The organism is Bacillus sp. GS3m_15504 (genome assembly GCF_055825275.1).
Genome location: NZ_JBVVNL010000001.1, coordinates 2467837 through 2486470, shown reverse-complemented (window position 1 = coordinate 2486470; position 18634 = coordinate 2467837). Strand labels below are relative to the sequence as shown.

23 protein-coding genes are annotated in these 18634 nt (G+C 31.8%); 17 read left to right on the top strand and 6 right to left on the bottom strand.

The genetic code is table 11. The annotated features are described in order from the left end of the window. Positions 1-2 precede the first annotated feature (2 nt). The 4 genes from AC0L0O_RS13150 to AC0L0O_RS13135 all read left to right on the top strand — a co-directional run bounded on the left by AC0L0O_RS13150 (position 3) and on the right by AC0L0O_RS13135 (position 2926). Positions 3-698: a Crp/Fnr family transcriptional regulator gene (locus AC0L0O_RS13150; protein WP_000431595.1), complete on the top strand. Its 696-nt coding sequence runs from the start codon at positions 3-5 to the stop codon at positions 696-698. A gap of 16 nt (positions 699-714) precedes the next feature. Next, on the top strand, positions 715-1185 hold the full coding sequence (locus AC0L0O_RS13145; RefSeq protein ID WP_000012795.1) for a DMT family transporter: 471 nt from the start codon (positions 715-717) through the stop codon (positions 1183-1185). Between the two features lie 613 nt (positions 1186-1798). Next, the gene (locus AC0L0O_RS13140) at positions 1799-2206 is read left to right on the top strand and encodes a GNAT family N-acetyltransferase (RefSeq protein ID WP_000431730.1); all 408 of its coding nucleotides are present in this window, start codon (positions 1799-1801) and stop codon (positions 2204-2206) included. A gap of 66 nt (positions 2207-2272) precedes the next feature. Further along, positions 2273-2926, top strand: a complete 654-nt coding sequence (locus AC0L0O_RS13135; RefSeq protein WP_000401494.1) for an MBL fold metallo-hydrolase — start codon at positions 2273-2275, stop codon at positions 2924-2926. 97 nt (positions 2927-3023) lie between these two features. Here the strand turns inward: AC0L0O_RS13135 and AC0L0O_RS13130 are convergent, their stop codons facing one another. Further along, positions 3024-3647 (bottom strand): TetR/AcrR family transcriptional regulator, encoded by a 624-nt coding sequence (locus AC0L0O_RS13130; protein WP_000436021.1) that lies wholly within the window; start codon positions 3645-3647, stop codon positions 3024-3026. A gap of 121 nt (positions 3648-3768) precedes the next feature. Here AC0L0O_RS13130 and AC0L0O_RS13125 point away from each other — a divergent pair, with 121 nt between their 5' ends. Beyond that, positions 3769-6000 (top strand): MMPL family transporter, encoded by a 2232-nt coding sequence (locus tag AC0L0O_RS13125; protein WP_000716552.1) that lies wholly within the window; start codon positions 3769-3771, stop codon positions 5998-6000. Between the two features lie 47 nt (positions 6001-6047). Here the strand turns inward: AC0L0O_RS13125 and AC0L0O_RS13120 are convergent, their stop codons facing one another. After that, positions 6048-6230, bottom strand: a complete 183-nt coding sequence (locus AC0L0O_RS13120) for a DUF4021 domain-containing protein (protein WP_001060702.1) — start codon at positions 6228-6230, stop codon at positions 6048-6050. Between the two features lie 200 nt (positions 6231-6430). Here AC0L0O_RS13120 and catA point away from each other — a divergent pair, with 200 nt between their 5' ends. The 4 genes from catA to AC0L0O_RS13100 all read left to right on the top strand — a co-directional run bounded on the left by catA (position 6431) and on the right by AC0L0O_RS13100 (position 9456). Then, entirely contained in the window at positions 6431-7081 is a 651-nt protein-coding gene (gene catA / locus AC0L0O_RS13115; protein WP_000668555.1) for a type A chloramphenicol O-acetyltransferase, read from the top strand. Between the two features lie 207 nt (positions 7082-7288). Continuing rightward, the gene (locus tag AC0L0O_RS13110) at positions 7289-7813 is read left to right on the top strand and encodes a GNAT family N-acetyltransferase (protein WP_000673971.1); all 525 of its coding nucleotides are present in this window, start codon (positions 7289-7291) and stop codon (positions 7811-7813) included. Positions 7814-7868: 55 nt separating this feature from the next. Beyond that, entirely contained in the window at positions 7869-8795 is a 927-nt protein-coding gene (locus AC0L0O_RS13105; RefSeq protein WP_000152632.1) for a GNAT family N-acetyltransferase, read from the top strand. 148 nt (positions 8796-8943) lie between these two features. After that, positions 8944-9456, top strand: a complete 513-nt coding sequence (locus tag AC0L0O_RS13100) for a GNAT family N-acetyltransferase (RefSeq protein ID WP_000153568.1) — start codon at positions 8944-8946, stop codon at positions 9454-9456. 35 nt (positions 9457-9491) lie between these two features. Here the strand turns inward: AC0L0O_RS13100 and AC0L0O_RS13095 are convergent, their stop codons facing one another. Then, on the bottom strand, positions 9492-10376 hold the full coding sequence (locus AC0L0O_RS13095) for a DMT family transporter (protein ID WP_473785805.1): 885 nt from the start codon (positions 10374-10376) through the stop codon (positions 9492-9494). 170 nt (positions 10377-10546) lie between these two features. On the opposite strand from AC0L0O_RS13095, the gene AC0L0O_RS13090 reads away from it, so the two are divergent. From AC0L0O_RS13090 to AC0L0O_RS13070, 5 genes are all read left to right on the top strand, one after another. After that, entirely contained in the window at positions 10547-11107 is a 561-nt protein-coding gene (locus AC0L0O_RS13090) for a helix-turn-helix domain-containing protein (RefSeq protein ID WP_429656173.1), read from the top strand. A 33-nt stretch (positions 11108-11140) separates the two neighbouring features. Further along, positions 11141-12091, top strand: a complete 951-nt coding sequence (locus AC0L0O_RS13085) for a hypothetical protein (RefSeq protein WP_000428935.1) — start codon at positions 11141-11143, stop codon at positions 12089-12091. 157 nt (positions 12092-12248) lie between these two features. Next, the gene (locus tag AC0L0O_RS13080) at positions 12249-12398 is read left to right on the top strand and encodes an aspartyl-phosphate phosphatase Spo0E family protein (protein WP_000424361.1); all 150 of its coding nucleotides are present in this window, start codon (positions 12249-12251) and stop codon (positions 12396-12398) included. 114 nt (positions 12399-12512) lie between these two features. Next, positions 12513-13241 (top strand): alpha/beta fold hydrolase, encoded by a 729-nt coding sequence (locus tag AC0L0O_RS13075; protein WP_000600646.1) that lies wholly within the window; start codon positions 12513-12515, stop codon positions 13239-13241. A 60-nt stretch (positions 13242-13301) separates the two neighbouring features. Further along, complete coding sequence (locus AC0L0O_RS13070; RefSeq protein ID WP_042631227.1) at positions 13302-14702, top strand: protoporphyrinogen oxidase; 1401 nt, start codon at positions 13302-13304, stop codon at positions 14700-14702. An 80-nt stretch (positions 14703-14782) separates the two neighbouring features. Here AC0L0O_RS13070 and AC0L0O_RS13065 read toward each other — a convergent pair whose 3' ends face one another. Then, the gene (locus tag AC0L0O_RS13065; protein WP_000275228.1) at positions 14783-15331 is read right to left on the bottom strand and encodes a hypothetical protein; all 549 of its coding nucleotides are present in this window, start codon (positions 15329-15331) and stop codon (positions 14783-14785) included. A gap of 298 nt (positions 15332-15629) precedes the next feature. Between AC0L0O_RS13065 and AC0L0O_RS13060 the strand changes: the two genes are divergently transcribed. Further along, positions 15630-16181: a GNAT family N-acetyltransferase gene (locus tag AC0L0O_RS13060; protein WP_000885377.1), complete on the top strand. Its 552-nt coding sequence runs from the start codon at positions 15630-15632 to the stop codon at positions 16179-16181. 39 nt (positions 16182-16220) lie between these two features. Here AC0L0O_RS13060 and AC0L0O_RS13055 read toward each other — a convergent pair whose 3' ends face one another. Together AC0L0O_RS13055 and cspD are read right to left on the bottom strand one after the other, a co-directional pair. Then, positions 16221-16406, bottom strand: a complete 186-nt coding sequence (locus AC0L0O_RS13055) for a cold-shock protein (RefSeq protein ID WP_000286198.1) — start codon at positions 16404-16406, stop codon at positions 16221-16223. Between the two features lie 86 nt (positions 16407-16492). Continuing rightward, positions 16493-16696 (bottom strand): cold-shock protein CspD, encoded by a 204-nt coding sequence (cspD, locus tag AC0L0O_RS13050; RefSeq protein ID WP_000176368.1) that lies wholly within the window; start codon positions 16694-16696, stop codon positions 16493-16495. Positions 16697-17067: 371 nt separating this feature from the next. Between cspD and AC0L0O_RS13045 the strand changes: the two genes are divergently transcribed. Further along, on the top strand, positions 17068-17964 hold the full coding sequence (locus tag AC0L0O_RS13045; protein WP_001192109.1) for a CPBP family intramembrane glutamic endopeptidase: 897 nt from the start codon (positions 17068-17070) through the stop codon (positions 17962-17964). Between the two features lie 17 nt (positions 17965-17981). After that, positions 17982-18623 (top strand): nucleoside/nucleotide kinase family protein, encoded by a 642-nt coding sequence (locus AC0L0O_RS13040; protein WP_033688495.1) that lies wholly within the window; start codon positions 17982-17984, stop codon positions 18621-18623. The last annotated feature ends 11 nt before the right edge of the window (positions 18624-18634 follow it).

Here is an 18634-nt window from a genome sequence, read left to right as displayed (position 1 = left end):
AAGTGGAGAATAGATCAGAATTAATTATGCATTATTTGAAAACTTATAAATTGCTTGAGTTTTTTTCGGAAATAGATATAGATTATTTGCAAGTAAATCACTTTAAAAAAGGTACACTTATTTGTGATAAAGATGAGGAAATTCATCGTTTATATTTCGTTGTTAAAGGTAAAGTAAAAGTTTACACGATTACACCAGAAGGAAAGAAACTCATCCTTCGTTTTATTAATCCATTGGCAGTTGTTGGCGATATTGAATTAATACAAAAAAGTAAGACGCATAATGTCGTTGAAGCTTGTTCAGATGTTATAACTATCTCCATTTCTAATGCTGTAATTAGAAACAAGTTAATACAGGATCCTATATTTATGAACTTCCTACTTGAAAACATTGCGAACACATTAAAGATATCGACTCGTTTTACAGCTCTTAATTTACTTTATCCAGTAGAAGTACGTGTAGCTAGTTATTTACTTTCTATTTCTACTGATAGTAACGGGAATATGTATAAAGAGGATTTGGATGCAACTTCGGTATCAAGTATCGCGGATTTTATAGGAGTAAGCTATAGACACGTAATTCGTGTGTTACAAAAATTTTATAATGAAAAATTAATTGAAAAGAGTAATGGAGTTATTATAATTAAAGAAATTTCTAGAATGAAGGAAGTCGCGAAAGATAATATATATGAGCAATAAAAGGGAGAGAAGGATGATGAGTGGATTTAGTTTAGCTATATTAGCTGGAGTATTAATTAGCTTACAATCTGTTTTTAATACAAAAGTGAATGAAAATGTAGGGCAGTGGTTAACAACTGCATGTGTTCTTGGAATAGGTCTCATAAGTTCTATTGTATTTTATATCATTACAGAAAACAGTATTAGCATTAAAGTGTATACTACAAATTATTTGTTTTATGTAAGTGGATTGTTTGGCATCGGGTTAATAATTTGTATAATGATTGCAATAAAGAATTTAGGTCCAGCGTATACGGTGCTAATTAGTCTTATTACTCAATTGGTCGTGGCGTTATCCATTGATACATTTGGATTGTTCGGAATGGAGAGCGTCCCATTACAAATAAATAAGTTAGTTGGTATAGGCTTATTAATTTTTGGAGTAGGAATTTTTAAAAATATCTTTTCGAATAAGAGAGCTATTAGAATAACCGAGGATGAGATTTAAAGATTATAAGGATGTTAATAATTAGATTATAGATGTTTATGTAGTGGGGAACGCATTTCATATATGTCTCTGTTAGTGAAGGGTTTAGATATATTCGATAAAAAAACGTGAATTAGCTATTAGTGTAGTTGAAAAGAAGATGTCAATAAGTTGAGGTCTTCTTATGTTTTGTTCTGAGGTTATCAAAACTTAAGTATAAGGGGGATGAGAAGTGGTTTAAGTTAAGAAGAATACGACCGAAAATAAAATATTACTAAACATATATAACTAATGAACCCAATGTCTTTTTCAGTTATTATGTAATAAAAAAATTTGTGATAAAATCTTTTACATAATTAGATAAAGGGGTAATATTCGATGGGTTATTTCTCAAATGGTTTATTAGTTGTGTTTGTGCTTATCGTATGTAGTTGTATAATTTTTGGTTAATAATATAATGAGAGTCTTATATAAAAGAAGTTATCTCAAGTGAGATAACTTCTTTTTATTTTATGTTGAGAAGGAATTCTATTTTTCTTATTGAAGTTTATTCTAGTTATTTTCACGTCAATTGCAATTTTTATAAGGGGAATTTTATGGAGCATTAACAAACTATAGAATAAGGAGTATTTACATGGAAAATAGTATACGCTACACAAGTGAACATCCTACAGATTTTAATGGATTATTAGCTTTATACGAATCTTTAGGATGGAATTCTCTTAAATTAACGGTTAATGAATTGGAACAAATGTGTAAACAAAGTTGGTATGCAATTTATGCATTTGATGATAAGAAGTTAGTAGGAATGGGGCGTATTATATCAGATGGTGTAATAACGGGCGTTATTTGCGGTGTATGTGTAATGCCAGAGTATCAGTCCATTGGTATTGGAAAAGAAATAGTAGGACGGTTAATCCAGCGATGTGAACAAAGCAAAGTTATTCCACAACTTATGTGTGTACAAAAATTGCAATCTTACTATGAATCTATAGGTTTTGAAGCATTCTCTATTGGGATGACAAAACATATTATGAGATAGCGGTGCTTTATATTTTCAGTTTACTCGTACATATTTTCAAACTTCATTATAAAGGAGAATTGCTGTATGGAGATTGCAAAAGGGGTAGAAATGTTACAACTTGAATTTCAAGAATTTATAATTCACCCAATTCTTTTATGGAATGATGAAATGGCAGTTTTAATAGATACTGGTTTTCCTGGACAATTTGAAGATATACAAGTAGAGATGAAGAGAGTTGGGGTATCTGTTGATAAGCTAAAAGTTGTGATTTTGACACACCAGGATATAGATCATATAGGTAGCCTTCCTGATTTATTGGAGAATGGTGTAAGCGATATTAAAGTTTATGCGCACGAGTTAGATAAACGATATATTGAGGGGGATTTACCTTTATTGAAAGATGTACATGTAGAGAATCCACCAAAAGGAAAAGTGAGTGACACAGTGATTGACGGGCAAGAACTTCCGTATTGCGGTGGAATACTAATTCTCCATACTCCAGGGCATACTCCTGGTCATATTAGTTTATATTTGAAACAAAGTAAAACTCTTATTGCAGGAGACTCGATGTATAGTGTGAATGGAAAGTTAGGAGGAATTCACGCCCCAACAACTTTAAATATTATGGAAGCACAGCAGTCTTTGAAGAAGTATTTAAATCTAGATATTGAGTCTGTAGTTTGTTACCATGGGGGATTAAGTAAGGGGAATATAAAGATTCAACTTCAAAATTTGTAAAAGTCGAAGATAATAATTTTTTGATAATGGATGCTAAATTATAAAAAAACATGTTTGAAAAAAATTCAAACATGCTTTTTTATTAAAGGAAATCTGTTTAATATGAATGACCTAATCCGTTCCAATAAAAAGAAACGATTTCTTGTGCTAATTCATCTATACTTATAATAATAGGATTGTCATTTTCATCTTTAAAATTCCCAATTGATAATAAAGATACGAATGCATAAGCGGCAAATTTAGGGTTTCCTTTTTGGATTTCTCCAAGTTGCATCGCTTTATCGAGTGCTTTTTCTAACACTTCATACATGCTATCTTCAGCTTTTTTTAATTCCTTTAATTGTTCTTCAGATAAAGATAGTTTTGCATCTTTCATAAAATTTTTCATATCGATATCCATTGTGGCATGTAAGTAAACTTTAGCAAAGTTTAATAATCTCTCTTCTAAAGTATTGTTTGTAGAGAGTATTTGCGACATATTCTCACGTATACGTATCATCATTTGAATCATAGTAGCGGTAAATAAATCGGCTTTTGTTGAAAAGTAATAGTAGACGGTTGCTTTCGTAACACCACAAACTTTTGCTACTTCATCCATGGAAACGACTTGATAATTTTGAGTAAGAAATAATCGTGTTGCAACTTCTAAAATAGTTTCTTTTGTAGATTTTGTATTTTTATTTTGGCGAGGCCTTCCGAGAGGACGTTGTTTTTGTTCCAAATCCATTCGCTCCTGACATGTATTCTTGAAATAATTATAACATAATTTTTAATCATTCTTGATTAATTAACCGACCAGTATATATAATTAATACTGGAGGGAAAAAGAAAGGTGGGTTTTTATGAAAAAGCATCCGTTACATATGTTAGGGAGGCTTGTAGCAGGTAAAAATACGCAATGGATCACTTTATCGGTTTGGATTCTTATTACATTATTACTTTCATTTACGTTACCACAAGTAAATAGTACGAAAGAACCAAATCCGAAAAATTTACCTGAAACAGCTATGTCGCAGCAAGCGGAAGCGCTTATGAAAAAAGAGTTTCCGAATAATGCGGGGAATCCTTTGTTAGTAGTGTGGTATAGAGATGGTGGATTACAGTCACAAGATTATAAACTCATACAAGACGTTTATAAAGAGTTAAAAGCTAGTCCTTTAAAGGAACAATCAACGTTACCACCATTTGATACTATCCCGGAACAAGTATTATCAAAAAGTGCATCAAAAGATGGTACATCATTTGTTACACCGGTATTCTTTAACAAGTCAGCTGGAACAGATATATTAAAAGGAAATCTTGATGATTTAAGAAAGATAGTGAATAGTAAGGTGGATGTAGATCCATTTAAACAAAAAATAAGTGATTCTGGATTACATGTTCGATTATCTGGACCAGTAGGCATTCAAACAGATGCAGTTAGTTTGTTTAGTCAAGCAGATGTGAAATTATTAATTGCAACTGTATTACTCGTATTAGTCCTATTAATTTTACTGTACCGCTCGCCAATTTTAGCAATTTTACCTTTACTTGTTGTTGGCTTTGCATACGGTATTATTAGTCCGACGCTTGGTTTTTTAGCTGATTACGGATGGATTAAAGTCGATGCACAGGCGATATCAATTATGACTGTACTATTGTTTGGTGCTGGAACGGATTATTGTCTATTTTTAATTTCGAGATATCGGGAATACTTGCTAGAAGAAGAAAGTAAATATAAGGCGTTGCAACTTGCAATTAAAGCTTCTGGCGGAGCAATTATAATGAGTGCATTAACTGTTGTACTTGGATTAGGGACATTATTACTTGCTCATTATGGTGCCTTTCATCGATTTGCAGTGCCATTTAGTGCAGCTGTATTCATAATGGGAATTGCTGCTTTAACGATTTTACCAGCATTTTTATTAATTTTCGGTAGAACTGCATTCTTCCCATTTATACCGAGAACAACTTCGATGAATGAAGAATTAGCAAGAAGGAAAAAGAAAGTAGTAAAAGTTAAAAAATCAAAAGGCGCCTTTAGTAAAAAACTTGGAGATGTTGTAGTACGAAGACCGTGGACAATCATTATGCTCACTGTATTTGTATTAGGTGGATTGGCATCATTTGTACCACGTATTCAATACACATACGACTTATTAGAATCGTTTCCTAAAGATATGCCTTCACGCGAAGGGTTTACGTTAATTAGTGATCATTTCTCAGCTGGTGAACTAGCGCCAGTAAAAGTTATTGTTGATACGAAAGGAAAAGAGCTTCCTATAAAAGAAGAACTAGAGAAATTTTCTTTTGTAAATACAGTTAAAGACCCAAAAGAGGGTAAAGAAAATAAGCAAATACAAATGTATGAGGTTTCCTTAGCTGAAAATCCATACTCAATTGAAGCGTTAGATCAAATACCTAAATTGAAAAACAGTGTAGAAAAAGTATTCAAAGATGCTGGGATTAGTAATGCAGAAGATCAACTATGGATTGGCGGAGAAACAGCTTCATTATATGATACTAAGCAAATTACGGAACGTGATGAAGCAATTATTATTCCAGTAATGATTAGTATTATAGCTTTATTATTACTGGTTTACTTACGATCAATTGTTGCGATGATTTATTTAATTGTAACTGTTGTATTATCGTTCTTCTCGGCACTAGGAGCAGGGTGGCTACTACTTCATTATGGTATGGGAGCGCCGGCCATTCAAGGTGCGATACCGTTATACGCATTCGTATTTTTAGTTGCTTTAGGGGAAGATTATAATATCTTTATGGTTTCAGAAATATGGAAAAATAGAAAAACACAAAATCATTTGGATGCAGTAAAAAATGGTGTTATACAAACAGGTAGTGTCATTACATCTGCAGGTTTAATTTTAGCAGGAACTTTTGCAGTGTTAGGTACACTTCCAATTCAAGTGCTCGTTCAATTTGGTATTGTAACAGCAATTGGCGTATTACTAGATACGTTTATTGTAAGACCATTACTTGTACCGGCAATCACAGTTGTGTTAGGCCGCTTTGCTTTTTGGCCAGGGAAACTTTCAAGAAAGAGTGAAGAAGTACAAAAGGTGGATGCATAGTTAAGAAAGCCAAGGATATTTTCCTTGGCTTTCTTCTATGTAGTTTATTAATTTTTTGAAGTCAAATCTTCGGTTTCAGCGTGATCAGCATCTTCAATAGCAGTTTCTGGCATTCCATATAAGCCGTTCATTGCTTGTTCTTCGATATTAAGATTTGCAGTATTATCATTTTGAATAGGTGTAGCGTTTTCGGTAACATTTTCTTTTTTATTTACATTTTTGTTATTCATGTGTGAATCCTCCAAATTTCATTTGATTTATCTATAGTATGTGGATTGATTTCCAGAAATATGTGAATTGATTCTTGCAGATGTTATATAATTAAATAAATAATTAGGGTGAAATATAAACTGTTAGGAGTGAACAATTATGGTGAAAGCAAGGAAATTAGCCTTCTAAAATAAAAAGAAAATTTTAGGAGGCTATTAAAATGAAGTTTCACGTAATTGATAGGGAAAATTGGAATAGAGAGCAGTATTTCGAACACTATTTAGAATTAAAATGTACGTTTAGTATGACAGTAAATGTTGATATTACGCTTTTGATAAAGAAAGTACATCAAAAGGGAATTAAATTTTATCCGACTTTTATTTATATAATTTCGAGAATAATAAATAAACATAAAGAATTCCGAACATGTTTTAACGATGAAGGAGTTTTAGGCTATTGGGAGGAAATGATCCCGAGTTATACAATCTTTCATAAAGATGATAAGTCTTTTTCAAGTATATGGACGGATTATTCAAGTGATTTCCGCATTTTCTATAAAAATTATGAAGAAGATATGAGATGCTATGCTAGTGTTCATGGTCTTTTCACGAAAGAAAATATTCCGCCTAATGTATTTCCGATTTCAAGCATACCTTGGACTAGTTTTACTGGATTTAATCTTAATCTTAATAATGATGCAGATTTTCTATTACCGATTATAACTTGTGGGAAATATTTTAATGAAGAAAATAAGATTATGCTACCAGTTTCATTGCAAGTTCATCATTCGGTTTGTGATGGATATCATGTAAGTCGATTTATAGAGGATTTACAGGAGTTAAGTAATAGTTGCAACGAGTGGCTTAAGTAATATCTAATTTTTAATTATATGCAATTGAAAATGAATAAAAGAAGAGACCATGTTTTTATTACATGGTCTCTTTTTTATTCATTAATACTGAGTTATGGTGGAAAATATAGGTTGATTTGTAGTTTAATAGTAAAGAGAAGTGTTATTTTTAATTATTTTAATTTTCAATTAAATAAAATTTTACATGATTTAATAGGGGGGAGGAAAGTGAAGTTCGTAAGTATTGAAAAAGAAGAGATCCTAATTGAGAATATGGCAAAAGTGTATTGTAAGGCATTTGAAAAAACAAATTTCAATGAGATGATTGAGCGAATGAAAAGACATGTAGAATATGCAGATTTTAAAGGTATAGTAGCAATAAATGATGAAAATGAAGTGGTTGGTTTTACTTATGGTTATCGTTCATTAGAAGGACAGTACTATAATCAATTAATGAGAGAAGCGTTAAATCTAGAGCAAGTAGAAGAGTGGTTACAAGATTGTTTTGAATTTGTAGAGTTAGCAGTTCATCCACAACATCAAAATGAAGGTCTTGGAACGAAATTACATAATGAACTACTAAAAGGGATTTTAAATAGAACGAGTGTTTTAACAACACAAATAAACAATGAAAAAGCGCGTTCGTTATATGAAAGATTAGAGTGGGTAAATATATTGGAGCCATTTCACCCAGGTACAAATGATGTTCCATATATAATAATGGGAAAAACTTTAAAAACAAAAGTGAATTGATAATTATTTCGTTCGCAAAGGTTATTAGCTTGTAACAATAAAGGGGAAAACAAAAATGACAATAATATCTATAGAAAAAGCTACTATTGTAGATGCTGAAAAATTAACAGAAATAATGACAAGAACATTTGATGAAGAAGCAGAACGATGGTTATGTGGTCAAGGTGATGTTATTGACTATAACATCCAACCACCAGGGTATTCTTCAGTAGAAATGATGAGATATTCAATCGAAGAATTGGATTCTTATAAAGTAATAATGGATGAAAAAATAATCGGGGGAATTATAGTTACGATCTCAGGTAAGTCATATGGCCGGATTGATCGTATTTTTGTAGAGCCTGTTTATCAAGGGAAAGGAATTGGATCAAAGGTTATTAAATTAATAGAAGCGGAATATCCAAGCATAAGGATTTGGGATCTCGAAACATCGAGTAGACAAATTAATAATCACCATTTTTATAAAAAGATGGGTTACCAAACAATTTTTGAATCAGAAGATGAGTATTGTTACGTGAAAAGAATAGGGACGAGCTCAAACAAAGAAAGTGTATTTAAAAATGAAGACATGAAAAATAGCCAATACGAAAACTGCAACTTGGAAAATACAGAGTATTATCAAGTAAATTTAAAAAATAGTTCATTTGTTGGCAGCAATATAAGGAATATGAATATGAGCAATTGTAATGTAAGTCAATCCAAGTTTAGAAATATTAATTTTAGAAGTTCTTCATATGCAGATTTAAATCTTTCTGGCAGTAAATTTAGTTTGGTGATTTTAGGTGGAGTTCAATTTAAAGATACAAGTCTTGGAGAAAATAAATATCCTATTTCATTTAATAGATGTGATTTAGAAGGGAGTACGATAAGTAGTAGTAATCTAAAAAATATGGAAATAGAAAATTGTGATATAGCCGGTATGAAAGTAAATAGTATTCCAATGGAAAAGCTGCTTGCGTTATATAATAAAGTAAAAAGTTAACCAGGGTAATAAGATAAGTTGTTCATAAATCTAATATTATATCGAAATAATTATATAAAAATAACATAAAGAAACAAAGGAGAGAAGGGGTTTTATGCAGGAGGCTAGAATGAATTATGTATTGTTAAGAATATGGAGGGAAGAAAATATGACGATCAAAGTAAGAGCAGTAGAAATACAAGATGCCAGAGCGATTCACCGTATATGCATACAAGATGACGTTTTACCTTATATGGTTTTCTTACCTAGCATGCGTGTAGATGCGATGGAAAATAGAATTCGAAATTTAGCGTCAAATCAATTTGAATTTGTTGCAGAGTATGATGGGGAAGTTGTTGGATTTGTTGGGTTAACCCAAAGTCCAGGACGTAGATCTCATTCGGGTGATTTGTTTATCGGGGTAGATAGTGAATATCATAATAAAGGCATTGGAAAAGCTCTTCTTACAAAAATGCTTGATTTGGCTGATAATTGGTTAATGTTAGAGCGAGTAGAACTCGGTGTTTTAGAAACGAATCCGAAAGCGAAAACTCTATATGAAAAATTCGGATTTGTAGAAGAGGGAGTAAAAGTAGGAAATTTGAAAGCTCACGGAAAGTTTATAAATGAAATTATGATGAGTCGTTTTAGACCTGATGGTTTAATTGTACATAATGGATAGTGAGCATGACATTATACTGTCATGCTTTTTATTTGTTAGTTGTTAGGCAGTTTGGGTTGCCTTAAAAATAATGCTAAACCAATAAAAATAACTGTAATGCCTAGTCCTTGTTGTAAAGAAATAGTCTCATTTAATATAAAGTACGCTAGTATACAAGTTCCAATCGTTTCTCCTAAAATGCTCATAGAGATAACAGTAGCGCTCATCCACTTTAATAACCAATTGAATATTGTTTGACCTAAAATCGTTGCAATAAACGCTAAGCCAAAAAAGTAGAGCCAAGTTTGTGTAGAGTAATGGATAAAAGATTCATGTTTCATGTAAGAAAATATACCAAGAAAACAGGCGCTACTTCCATAACTAATGAACGAATACGGTATAAGTGATAAATCTTTACGAACATATTGGCTAATGAAAAAGTATGCGCTAATAATTCCGGCCGCAATAAACGCTAAAATATCTCCGTATAAAGCTTCTCCACTAATTTGGAAGTCTTGCCATCCGATAACGATACTTCCTGAAATAGCGATGAGACAACCGATAACCGCGCCTCTCGTAAACCTTTCCTTGAATAAAAAATAACCACCAATCATTGAGAATAAAGGTTGTAACGTTACGATAACTGTAGAACTTGCTACAGAAGTATATTGTAACGATTCAAACCATAGTACATAATGTGCAGCTAAAAATAGACCAGAAATGAATCCGAATCCCCATTGTCTTCTTGTTATTGTTTTTAGTTCGCTTCGATTGTTTTGATTAAAAAGTAATAATGGTAACAGAATTAATACAGCGAAAAATAATCGATAAAAAGCAATGATAGCCGCAGGTGCATCGGCTAATTTTACAAAAATCGCTGAAGTTGATAAGGCGAATACACCGAAAAATAAGATGCAATATGAAAGAATAGGTGATTTCAAAGTTTGTCCCCCCGATAGATTGTCTATTATAATAAACTAAATATGATAAAATGTACAAAAGTAAGTATATAAGTCTCGGAGACGATAGAAAAGGATTATTTGCTTTTGTTTAGTAAGTCAGCACAAAAGCGATAAAATATATATTATGATGGACGAAGGAAGGATTTACTATGATACATGATAGGCTTGGACAAACTGTATTAAGTTATCGTAAGAAAAATAAGATGACAATTCGCGAATTTGCGGATTATGCAGGAATTAGTACTTCATTAATTAGTCAAATTGAAAGAGGACATGCGAATCCCTCGTTAAGTGTATTGGAATTAATAGCGAAAGCGTTAAATGTACCGCTATTTACACTGTTTATTAATGAGATTGATACAGATTCACTCATTTCTAAGAAGAAAGATAGAAAGAAAGTATATCGAGAAAATAGCGATCATATCGTATACGATGTATTAACACCTGATTTTATGAAAGCGCGTATTGAAATGTTAATGATGGACCTAAATAAACAAGCAAATACAACGGAAAATCACTATTCACATGAAGGTAAAGAAGAAATTGCTGTTGTTATGAAAGGGGAAGTTTATGTCGAATTAGAAGGCAAAGAGTATTTCTTAGAAGAAGGAGATGTTGTACGTATCCCACCAAATGTGAAACATCGTTTTTTGAATAAAAGTGATGAATCCAATCATATTTTATTTGTATTGACGCCATCTTTAGGATGAGTATAAAGTGATTTTTTTACGGGGGATAGAAAGATGGAAAATAAAACTCTTTTAAAAGGTGGCCTGTCAATTATTTCTCAATGTAAAAAAGAAACAAATGATATTTGGCATGCACATTTCGGAGCAGCTGCAATTGCTAGTTATTTTTTTATGAAAGATAACAATATGGAAGAAGAGATAACACAAAGTATGTTTTCTCAAACAAAAATGATGCTAAGTAAGCAAAACTTAGGTGAAATCATCGATAAAAAAGAAGAAATTGATTTTCACAGTGCTGAAAAAATGATTATAAAATCATTAGAACATACAATTGATGAACTTCATTGGGTCGGACATAATGTCATTTATGCTGCATTAAGTTTATTAGCCATGAAAGAATTACAAAAATGGGGTGATAATCAAGATATTAAAGGAATTACTAACCTTATATTATCGTTTCGAAAAACAATTCCAGGCAGATCGTGGATTGGTTTTACGACGAAGGAAGTAAAACAATTAAATATAAAAGATGAGATAGAAAATGAATTGAGAAATCCGAAACAACTTTCAAAGTTTATTTTAAAAGAGCTCTCGCAATTTCATATTATTTATAGAGCGGAAGCACATCATGATTTAATTGGTCATTTACTTACATTTTCTCATGCAATTAATATTATGTATGACTTAGGGCATATAGATATATTCCATCGAGCGATACGTCCATTATTAAAACTAGTATACGTATTACGTGCTAGTCAAAATCTTACATCGAATAGCGAAATAACATTACACTCACCGATAGATTGTTTACCTTTAATCGAATCTAAACGTGCTCATGTATTACCAACAGAAAAACGATTTTGGCTAAAAGACTATAGTACATTTGATTGGGATTTTGGACATGTCTTTAAATTCTCATATAGTTACTTTGATCATATTAAGAGGGCTCCAAAATATAAAGATATAACTTTAGAGAAATTCCGATTTGTTATGAATATGAGATGAAATCATTGTTCTGTATAAAGGGCATAAATTTATTTGGTGATATTATATTATTTTCATATTTGTAAGATTTTACATGCATATTTTACTTTTACTAATTATGTAAATAGGCTATACTAAAATACATACATTTTAGTATTGGAGAGAGAAGTAAAACGACATGGAATTAGTGAAATTGGAAAAAGTAATTGAAATAAAGAAAGAAGAACTTTTATATTTAGTATCGGATTACGGAATTCAACATGAAAAAGTATTGGCATTAAGTCAAGAAATAGATAAACTGATTAATTACTTTATGTTTTTAAAATAGAAAGAACTATGACATGATGTGAAAATGTTATAGTTCTTTTTTATTTGGAAATTCAAATGTATATTCTATATACTAATAATAGATGGAATATTCTGTTTTAGAGGAGGGGGATACATGATATTACATACGTACATTTCAGGAGAAGGGGAACCAATCGTACTTTTACATTCTGGTGGTATGACAGGTTTAGTAGAATATGAAGAGCAGGCAGCATTTTTTCGAGAACAAAATTATCAAGTTATTCGTCCTGATTTAAGAGGTCATGGAAGATCAGGAGGGACATTGGAGAATTATTTTCTACGTTCTGTTAAGGATTTATATGATACGTTCGTGCATTTACAAATTGATAGATGTCATATAGCGGGTGTTTCACTAGGGGGATTAATCGCTTTATTATTTACAAAAAAGTATCCAGAGAAAGTGAGAACATTAACTTTTTCAGGGATCTTTCCGGTTAAGAGGGATAATTGGGAAGAGTCTCTGGAGTATGAAGCGAAGTGTCACGAGCAATTGATGGAAAATGAAGAAGTTGTAACTTATATGAATCAAATTCATGAAAAAAGTGATTGGAAAGCATTGCTTGAATCGTGGCAAGTTAAAGATTGGTACCCTTTCGATGAAACTGGTGATGTAGCTAATCTTCAAGTACCTACACTTTGTATTGCTGGGGGAGATTCAGAAGATGAAGTTGTAGCTGCTACAACGTTCAAACAATTAAATGCCAATATACATATCGCCGTTATTCCGTTTGCTGGTCATTTAGTGCATAATGATCAACCGGAAATTTATTCGAATATATTGTCTAATTTCTTACAGAATGCGCAAGTTGCTAGTCGAATATAAGGACTTTTGGGTATAATAAGAAAGGAATTATTAATTGTATCGGTTAGGAGCGCAGCACATATGAAAACGGTTGTTGTTATCGGTGGAGGTATAACGGGACTTTCTACTATGTTTTATTTAGAAAAATTCAAAAAGGATAATAATATCGATTTAAATTTAATCCTTGTAGAAAAAGAAGAGTACTTAGGTGGTAAAATCCATAGTGTAGAAGAAAAGGATTTTATTATGGAATCAGGAGCGGATTCTATTGTTGCACGTAATGAACATGTTATGCCACTTGTAAAAGATTTAAATTTAGAAGGAGAAATGGTATATAACGAGACGGGTATTTCTTACATATATTCTGATAATACTTTACATCCAATTCCGTCTGACACTATATTTGGGATACCGATGAGTGTCGAGTCGTTGTTTAGCAGTACGCTAGTATCAACGAAGGGGAAAATTGTTGCTTTAAAAGATTTTATAACGAAAAATAAAGAGTTTACAAAAGATACATCCCTTTCCCTATTTTTAGAAAGCTTTTTAGGGAAAGAATTAGTAGAAAGACAAATTGCGCCAGTGCTTTCAGGTGTATATTCTGGTAAATTGAACGAGCTTACAATGGCATCTACATTACCATATTTACTGGACTATAAAAATAAATATGGAAGTATTATTAAAGGTTTTGAAGAGAATAAAAAACAGTTTCAATCAGCAGGAAACAAAAAGTTCGTATCATTTAAAGGTGGATTATCTACGATTATTGATCGTTTAGAAGAAATGCTGACTGAGACGGTTGTTAAGAAAGGTGCTGTAACGACAGCTGTAAGCAAACAAGGTGATCGCTATGAAATCTCTTTTGCAAATCACGATTCAATCCACGCTGATTATGTTGTTTTAGCAGCTCCGCATGATATCGCAGAAACTTTATTACAGTCTAATGAGTTAAACGAACAGTTTCATACATTTAAAAACTCATCTCTTATAAGTATTTACTTAGGATTTGACATACTAGATGAACAATTACCGGCGGACGGCACAGGATTTATCGTAACGAAAAACAGTGATTTACATTGTGATGCTTGTACATGGACAAGCCGGAAGTGGAAACATACATCTGGAAAACAAAAACTATTAGTGAGAATGTTTTATAAGAGTACTAATCCAGTATATGAAACGATTAAAAATTATAGTGAAGAAGAATTAGTACGGGTTGCTTTATATGATATTGAAAAGAGTCTCGGAATTAAAGGTGAACCAGAAGTAGTTGAAGTGACAAATTGGAAAGATTTAATGCCGAAATATCATTTAGAACATAATCAAGCGGTCCAAACATTACAAGAAAAAATGATGAATCTTTACCCGAATATATACTTAGCTGGCGCTTCCTATTATGGTGTTGGTATTGGTGCGTGTATTGGAAATGGAAAAAACATTGCAAATGAAATCATTGCAACATTAAATGAACCATCAAATTAATATAGAATAAATAAATAAATAAATAAATAAATAAATAAATAAATAAAATGTCCCTCCGTTATAATGGAGGGACATTTTATTTATTTTACTTGAATTGAGACTTTTTTGTTAGTTGTATTATTCTCGGTAATTATTAATGTTATGTTCCCGGATTCTTTAAATGAATATGATGAGAGTTGATAAAGCTCTTTTATACCATGTTTTTCTTTTAATTTATTGGTAGGAAGTAATGTTATATTCGGTTTCCATGTTTCCTGTTTACCTGAAGGATAATTTACTATTATTTCTGGATTATTTAATTGCATTGGTTTCCAAGAGGCAAAATGTAGCTTAACTTCTTTATCTTTTTTTAGTAATTCTTCTGAGAAATATCCAAGTTCTCCAATGTTACCGAAAACAGTAAAGTTTTGATTTTGTAATGTTATATCTAAATGTTTAGGTTGATATGTTGCTGCATGATATATTCCATATGAAAGAGAAAGAGTAGCGATGACTAAAATGCTGATTGAAAATGTCTTAAAACTATTGCCTTTAAAACTAGTCATCATGAATGAGTTTGGGGCGAACTTTTTTGCAAATAAAAATATGAGTAATATGAGTAAGAGGGATAAGCCGATGAATATATACATAGGAAATTTACACCTCCACAATAAAATAATATAACAACTATATTTTACCATAAATGTATGGGGTAGGTTGCTGCTTTAGAAGGGAAAAGTGAGTATGGAATAAAGAGATGATCAGTGTACTGTGATCATCTCTTTATTTTTCTCATCATGTAAATGAAAGAAGGGTTACTCTTAGTTCATATTGAATTAAGAGGGGAGGCTTCTCTTGAAATATTTGATTAATGGGACATTGAGGACTTTCCTAATTATAAATATTTTTTCTGCTATAATGAATAAGTAGAAAGAAAGGAGTGATCCTATGGCATTTCCTATATTAGAAACAGAACGTTTACGTTTAGTTGAAATAGAACAATCTTATTGTCAAAAAATATATGAAATTTTTTCATTGGATGAGGTAACATGTTATTACGGCATGAATTCTTTTACGGAGTTTGGACAAGCTTCACGTATGATTGAATCTTTTTCAAAGAATTACTTTGAGAAAAAGGCGATACGATGGGGGATTGTATTAAAAGAAACGAATACTTTAATAGGTACAATTGGGCTAAATAATTTACAACTTTGGAGTAAACGATCTGAAATTGGATATGACTTACATCCTCGTTATTGGGGAAATGGTTATGCATCAGAAGCAGCCAGGGAAATTATTCATTACGGATTTCAAGATTTAGGCTTATTTAGAATTGGTGCTATTACATACCCTGAAAATGTTACTTCTTGTAAAATGTTATGTAAAATAGGCTTTCATAAGGAAGGATTATTACGTGGATATATTCATCAAGGAAATAAGCAACATGATGCATTATTGTATTCTATAGTTCGAACGGATATTGAAGATATAAATTTATAATAAAAAACCCCTCTTAAATAAGAGGGGTTAAGAAAAAAATTAACCTAATTTAGGTAATAAACGTTCTCCGCTTTTCATGCTACTTTTACATAAAGGGCATTTAGGCTCTTCTTCAAATGAAAAGTTCTTTCTCATCCATCCTAAACAATCCTCTGCTTCACATTCCCAAACAGGGGTTTGTTCTGGTGGTACTTCTGCTACATCGTTCTTTCGATTGCGATACATGTAACCACTCCTTTTATGTAAAAAATTTTAGTTATATATTAAAAAGGTTGTTAACCGTGCTGGTAACAACCTTTTTATTGTTTGAATTATAGCTTTACAACGTTTTTAGCTTGAGGTCCACGGTTACCGTCTTCAACTTCGAAGCTAACTTCTTGACCTTCGTCAAGAGATTTGAAACCGTCGCCAGTGATAGCTGAGAAGTGAACGAATACGTCGTTACCGCCTTCAACTTCGATGAAACCGAAACCTTTTTCGCTGTTAAACCATTTTACTTTACCTGTTAATGTCATGGTAATGCCTCCTAAAAATTAAAAAGATTACAATATGATCGGCCTTATTTGAATGAAAAATAAAAGTTCACATATTATCAAAAACCCATAAGGAGTATAAAATGTTCCTGATTGATACTTGATAATATGCAAAGAAAATATATTGTTAAATTGACCTTAAGTACTATCTTACAACAAATGGTGGGAAATAGCAAGTGCTGGTAATACCAGTGTGAAATGGGATGGTAAAAGACACAAAGACATCTCTTTTATTTATATATTATTCCTAATTTTGGTTTATGCTAAACTGAGAACATTTTTATTGGGGATTTGTATTAAGGAAACGATATAGAGTACAAGAATATTGTTGATTTATTAAGGAGGCGAGAATATTGCAGTCTACTCAATTTAAAATAGTGGAAGCAGCCAAAGAAGGAAGAAGAAAAGTTCATCCAGTATTCGCTGTTATACTTGCAATTGTATTTTTAACTTTAGGTGAATTGTTTATGTTATTTATGTTGTTTTTACCGAAAGCAGAGACAATTTTAATGAAGGCGATTTATAGTAATATTGAGATGATATTAACGTTTGGCGGGGCCATATTTTTTGTTTTTTTATGGATTAGATTTGTAGAGAAAAGATCATTTTCATCCATTGGGTTTTGGGGAGATCAGTGGATAAGAAAATATTTGAGAGGTGCGTTAATAGGTTTTGTTTTTATTTCAATACCAGTCATGCTACTTTTATTAACTGGAAATGTACAACTACAAATGCAACAAATTACACCAACCGCTATACTTGGAATTGTGGGTTCTTTAGTTGCTTTTTTAATACAAGGTGCAACAGAAGAAATTGTTGTTCGAGGTTGGTTATTTCCGGTTCTTTCTGTTAGAAGCCGTATATGGGTCGGTATTGTTGTAACTTCTTTTTTATTTGGTTTTCTTCATTTACTAAATCCAGGTATTACAATCCTTTCAATATCGAATATAATATTAGTTGGTGTGTTTGCAGCTTTTTACGTTTTGAAAGACAGTAGTCTTTGGGGTATATGTGCGTGGCATTCCATTTGGAATTGGGCACAATATAACGTATTCGGTTTTGCGGTTAGTGGAATGGAGATGTATTCTACACCAATTTTTAGACCTGTAGCAAACGGATCGGAGCTCTTTCATGGAGGCTCATTCGGAATTGAGGGGAGTATCATTACAACAATAATGCTTTCTATCGCTTCAATTGTTTTATGGAGACAGTTATGGGGGAGAAAAGTGAAACAACGAAATCTAAGTTAATGAAAGTGGGAGAAACTATGGGGATTATAGCGTTCGAGGGAGCAAGTGCTGTTGGTAAGAGCAGCACTTGTCGTGAGTTAGAAAAGAATTATGGTGCTTATATTATACCAGAAGTGAATTTTTTATTTGAAAGACCAAAAAATGAACATAGAACATGGTATTTTGAAAAACAAGTAGAGCGCTGGAAAATAGCAGTGCAGAAGTCAGAGCAATATGAAATAGTAATACTTGATGGCGACATTTATCAACCGCTTAGTTATAATTGGTGTTTCCATTTTGAAATATTTGATCAGCCATTATCTTTAATAGAAAACTTTTATAAAGAAAAGCTGATACATAGGGAAATTGGTTTTCCTGATCAATATTTTTATTTATATACGAATGATGAAGAACTTAGAAAACGGAAAGAATCTGACGAGACAAAAAGAAGAAGAAACTTTGAAAAACATTTACATATATCAAAATCGTTTCAACGTTATTATGAAAATTTAAATACCATTACAGACGGGTACTGTAAATTAATTGAGGCAAAAAGTGTAAAGTCGAATGAATTAGAAATTGTGAAAAGTTTAAACAGTTTACATGTGTGTGAAGACAGACGTTTTGATGTTTCGAGATTAGAAACGATTACGAAGTGGTTAAAAGAAAATCGCGCATAAAAAGAACGAGT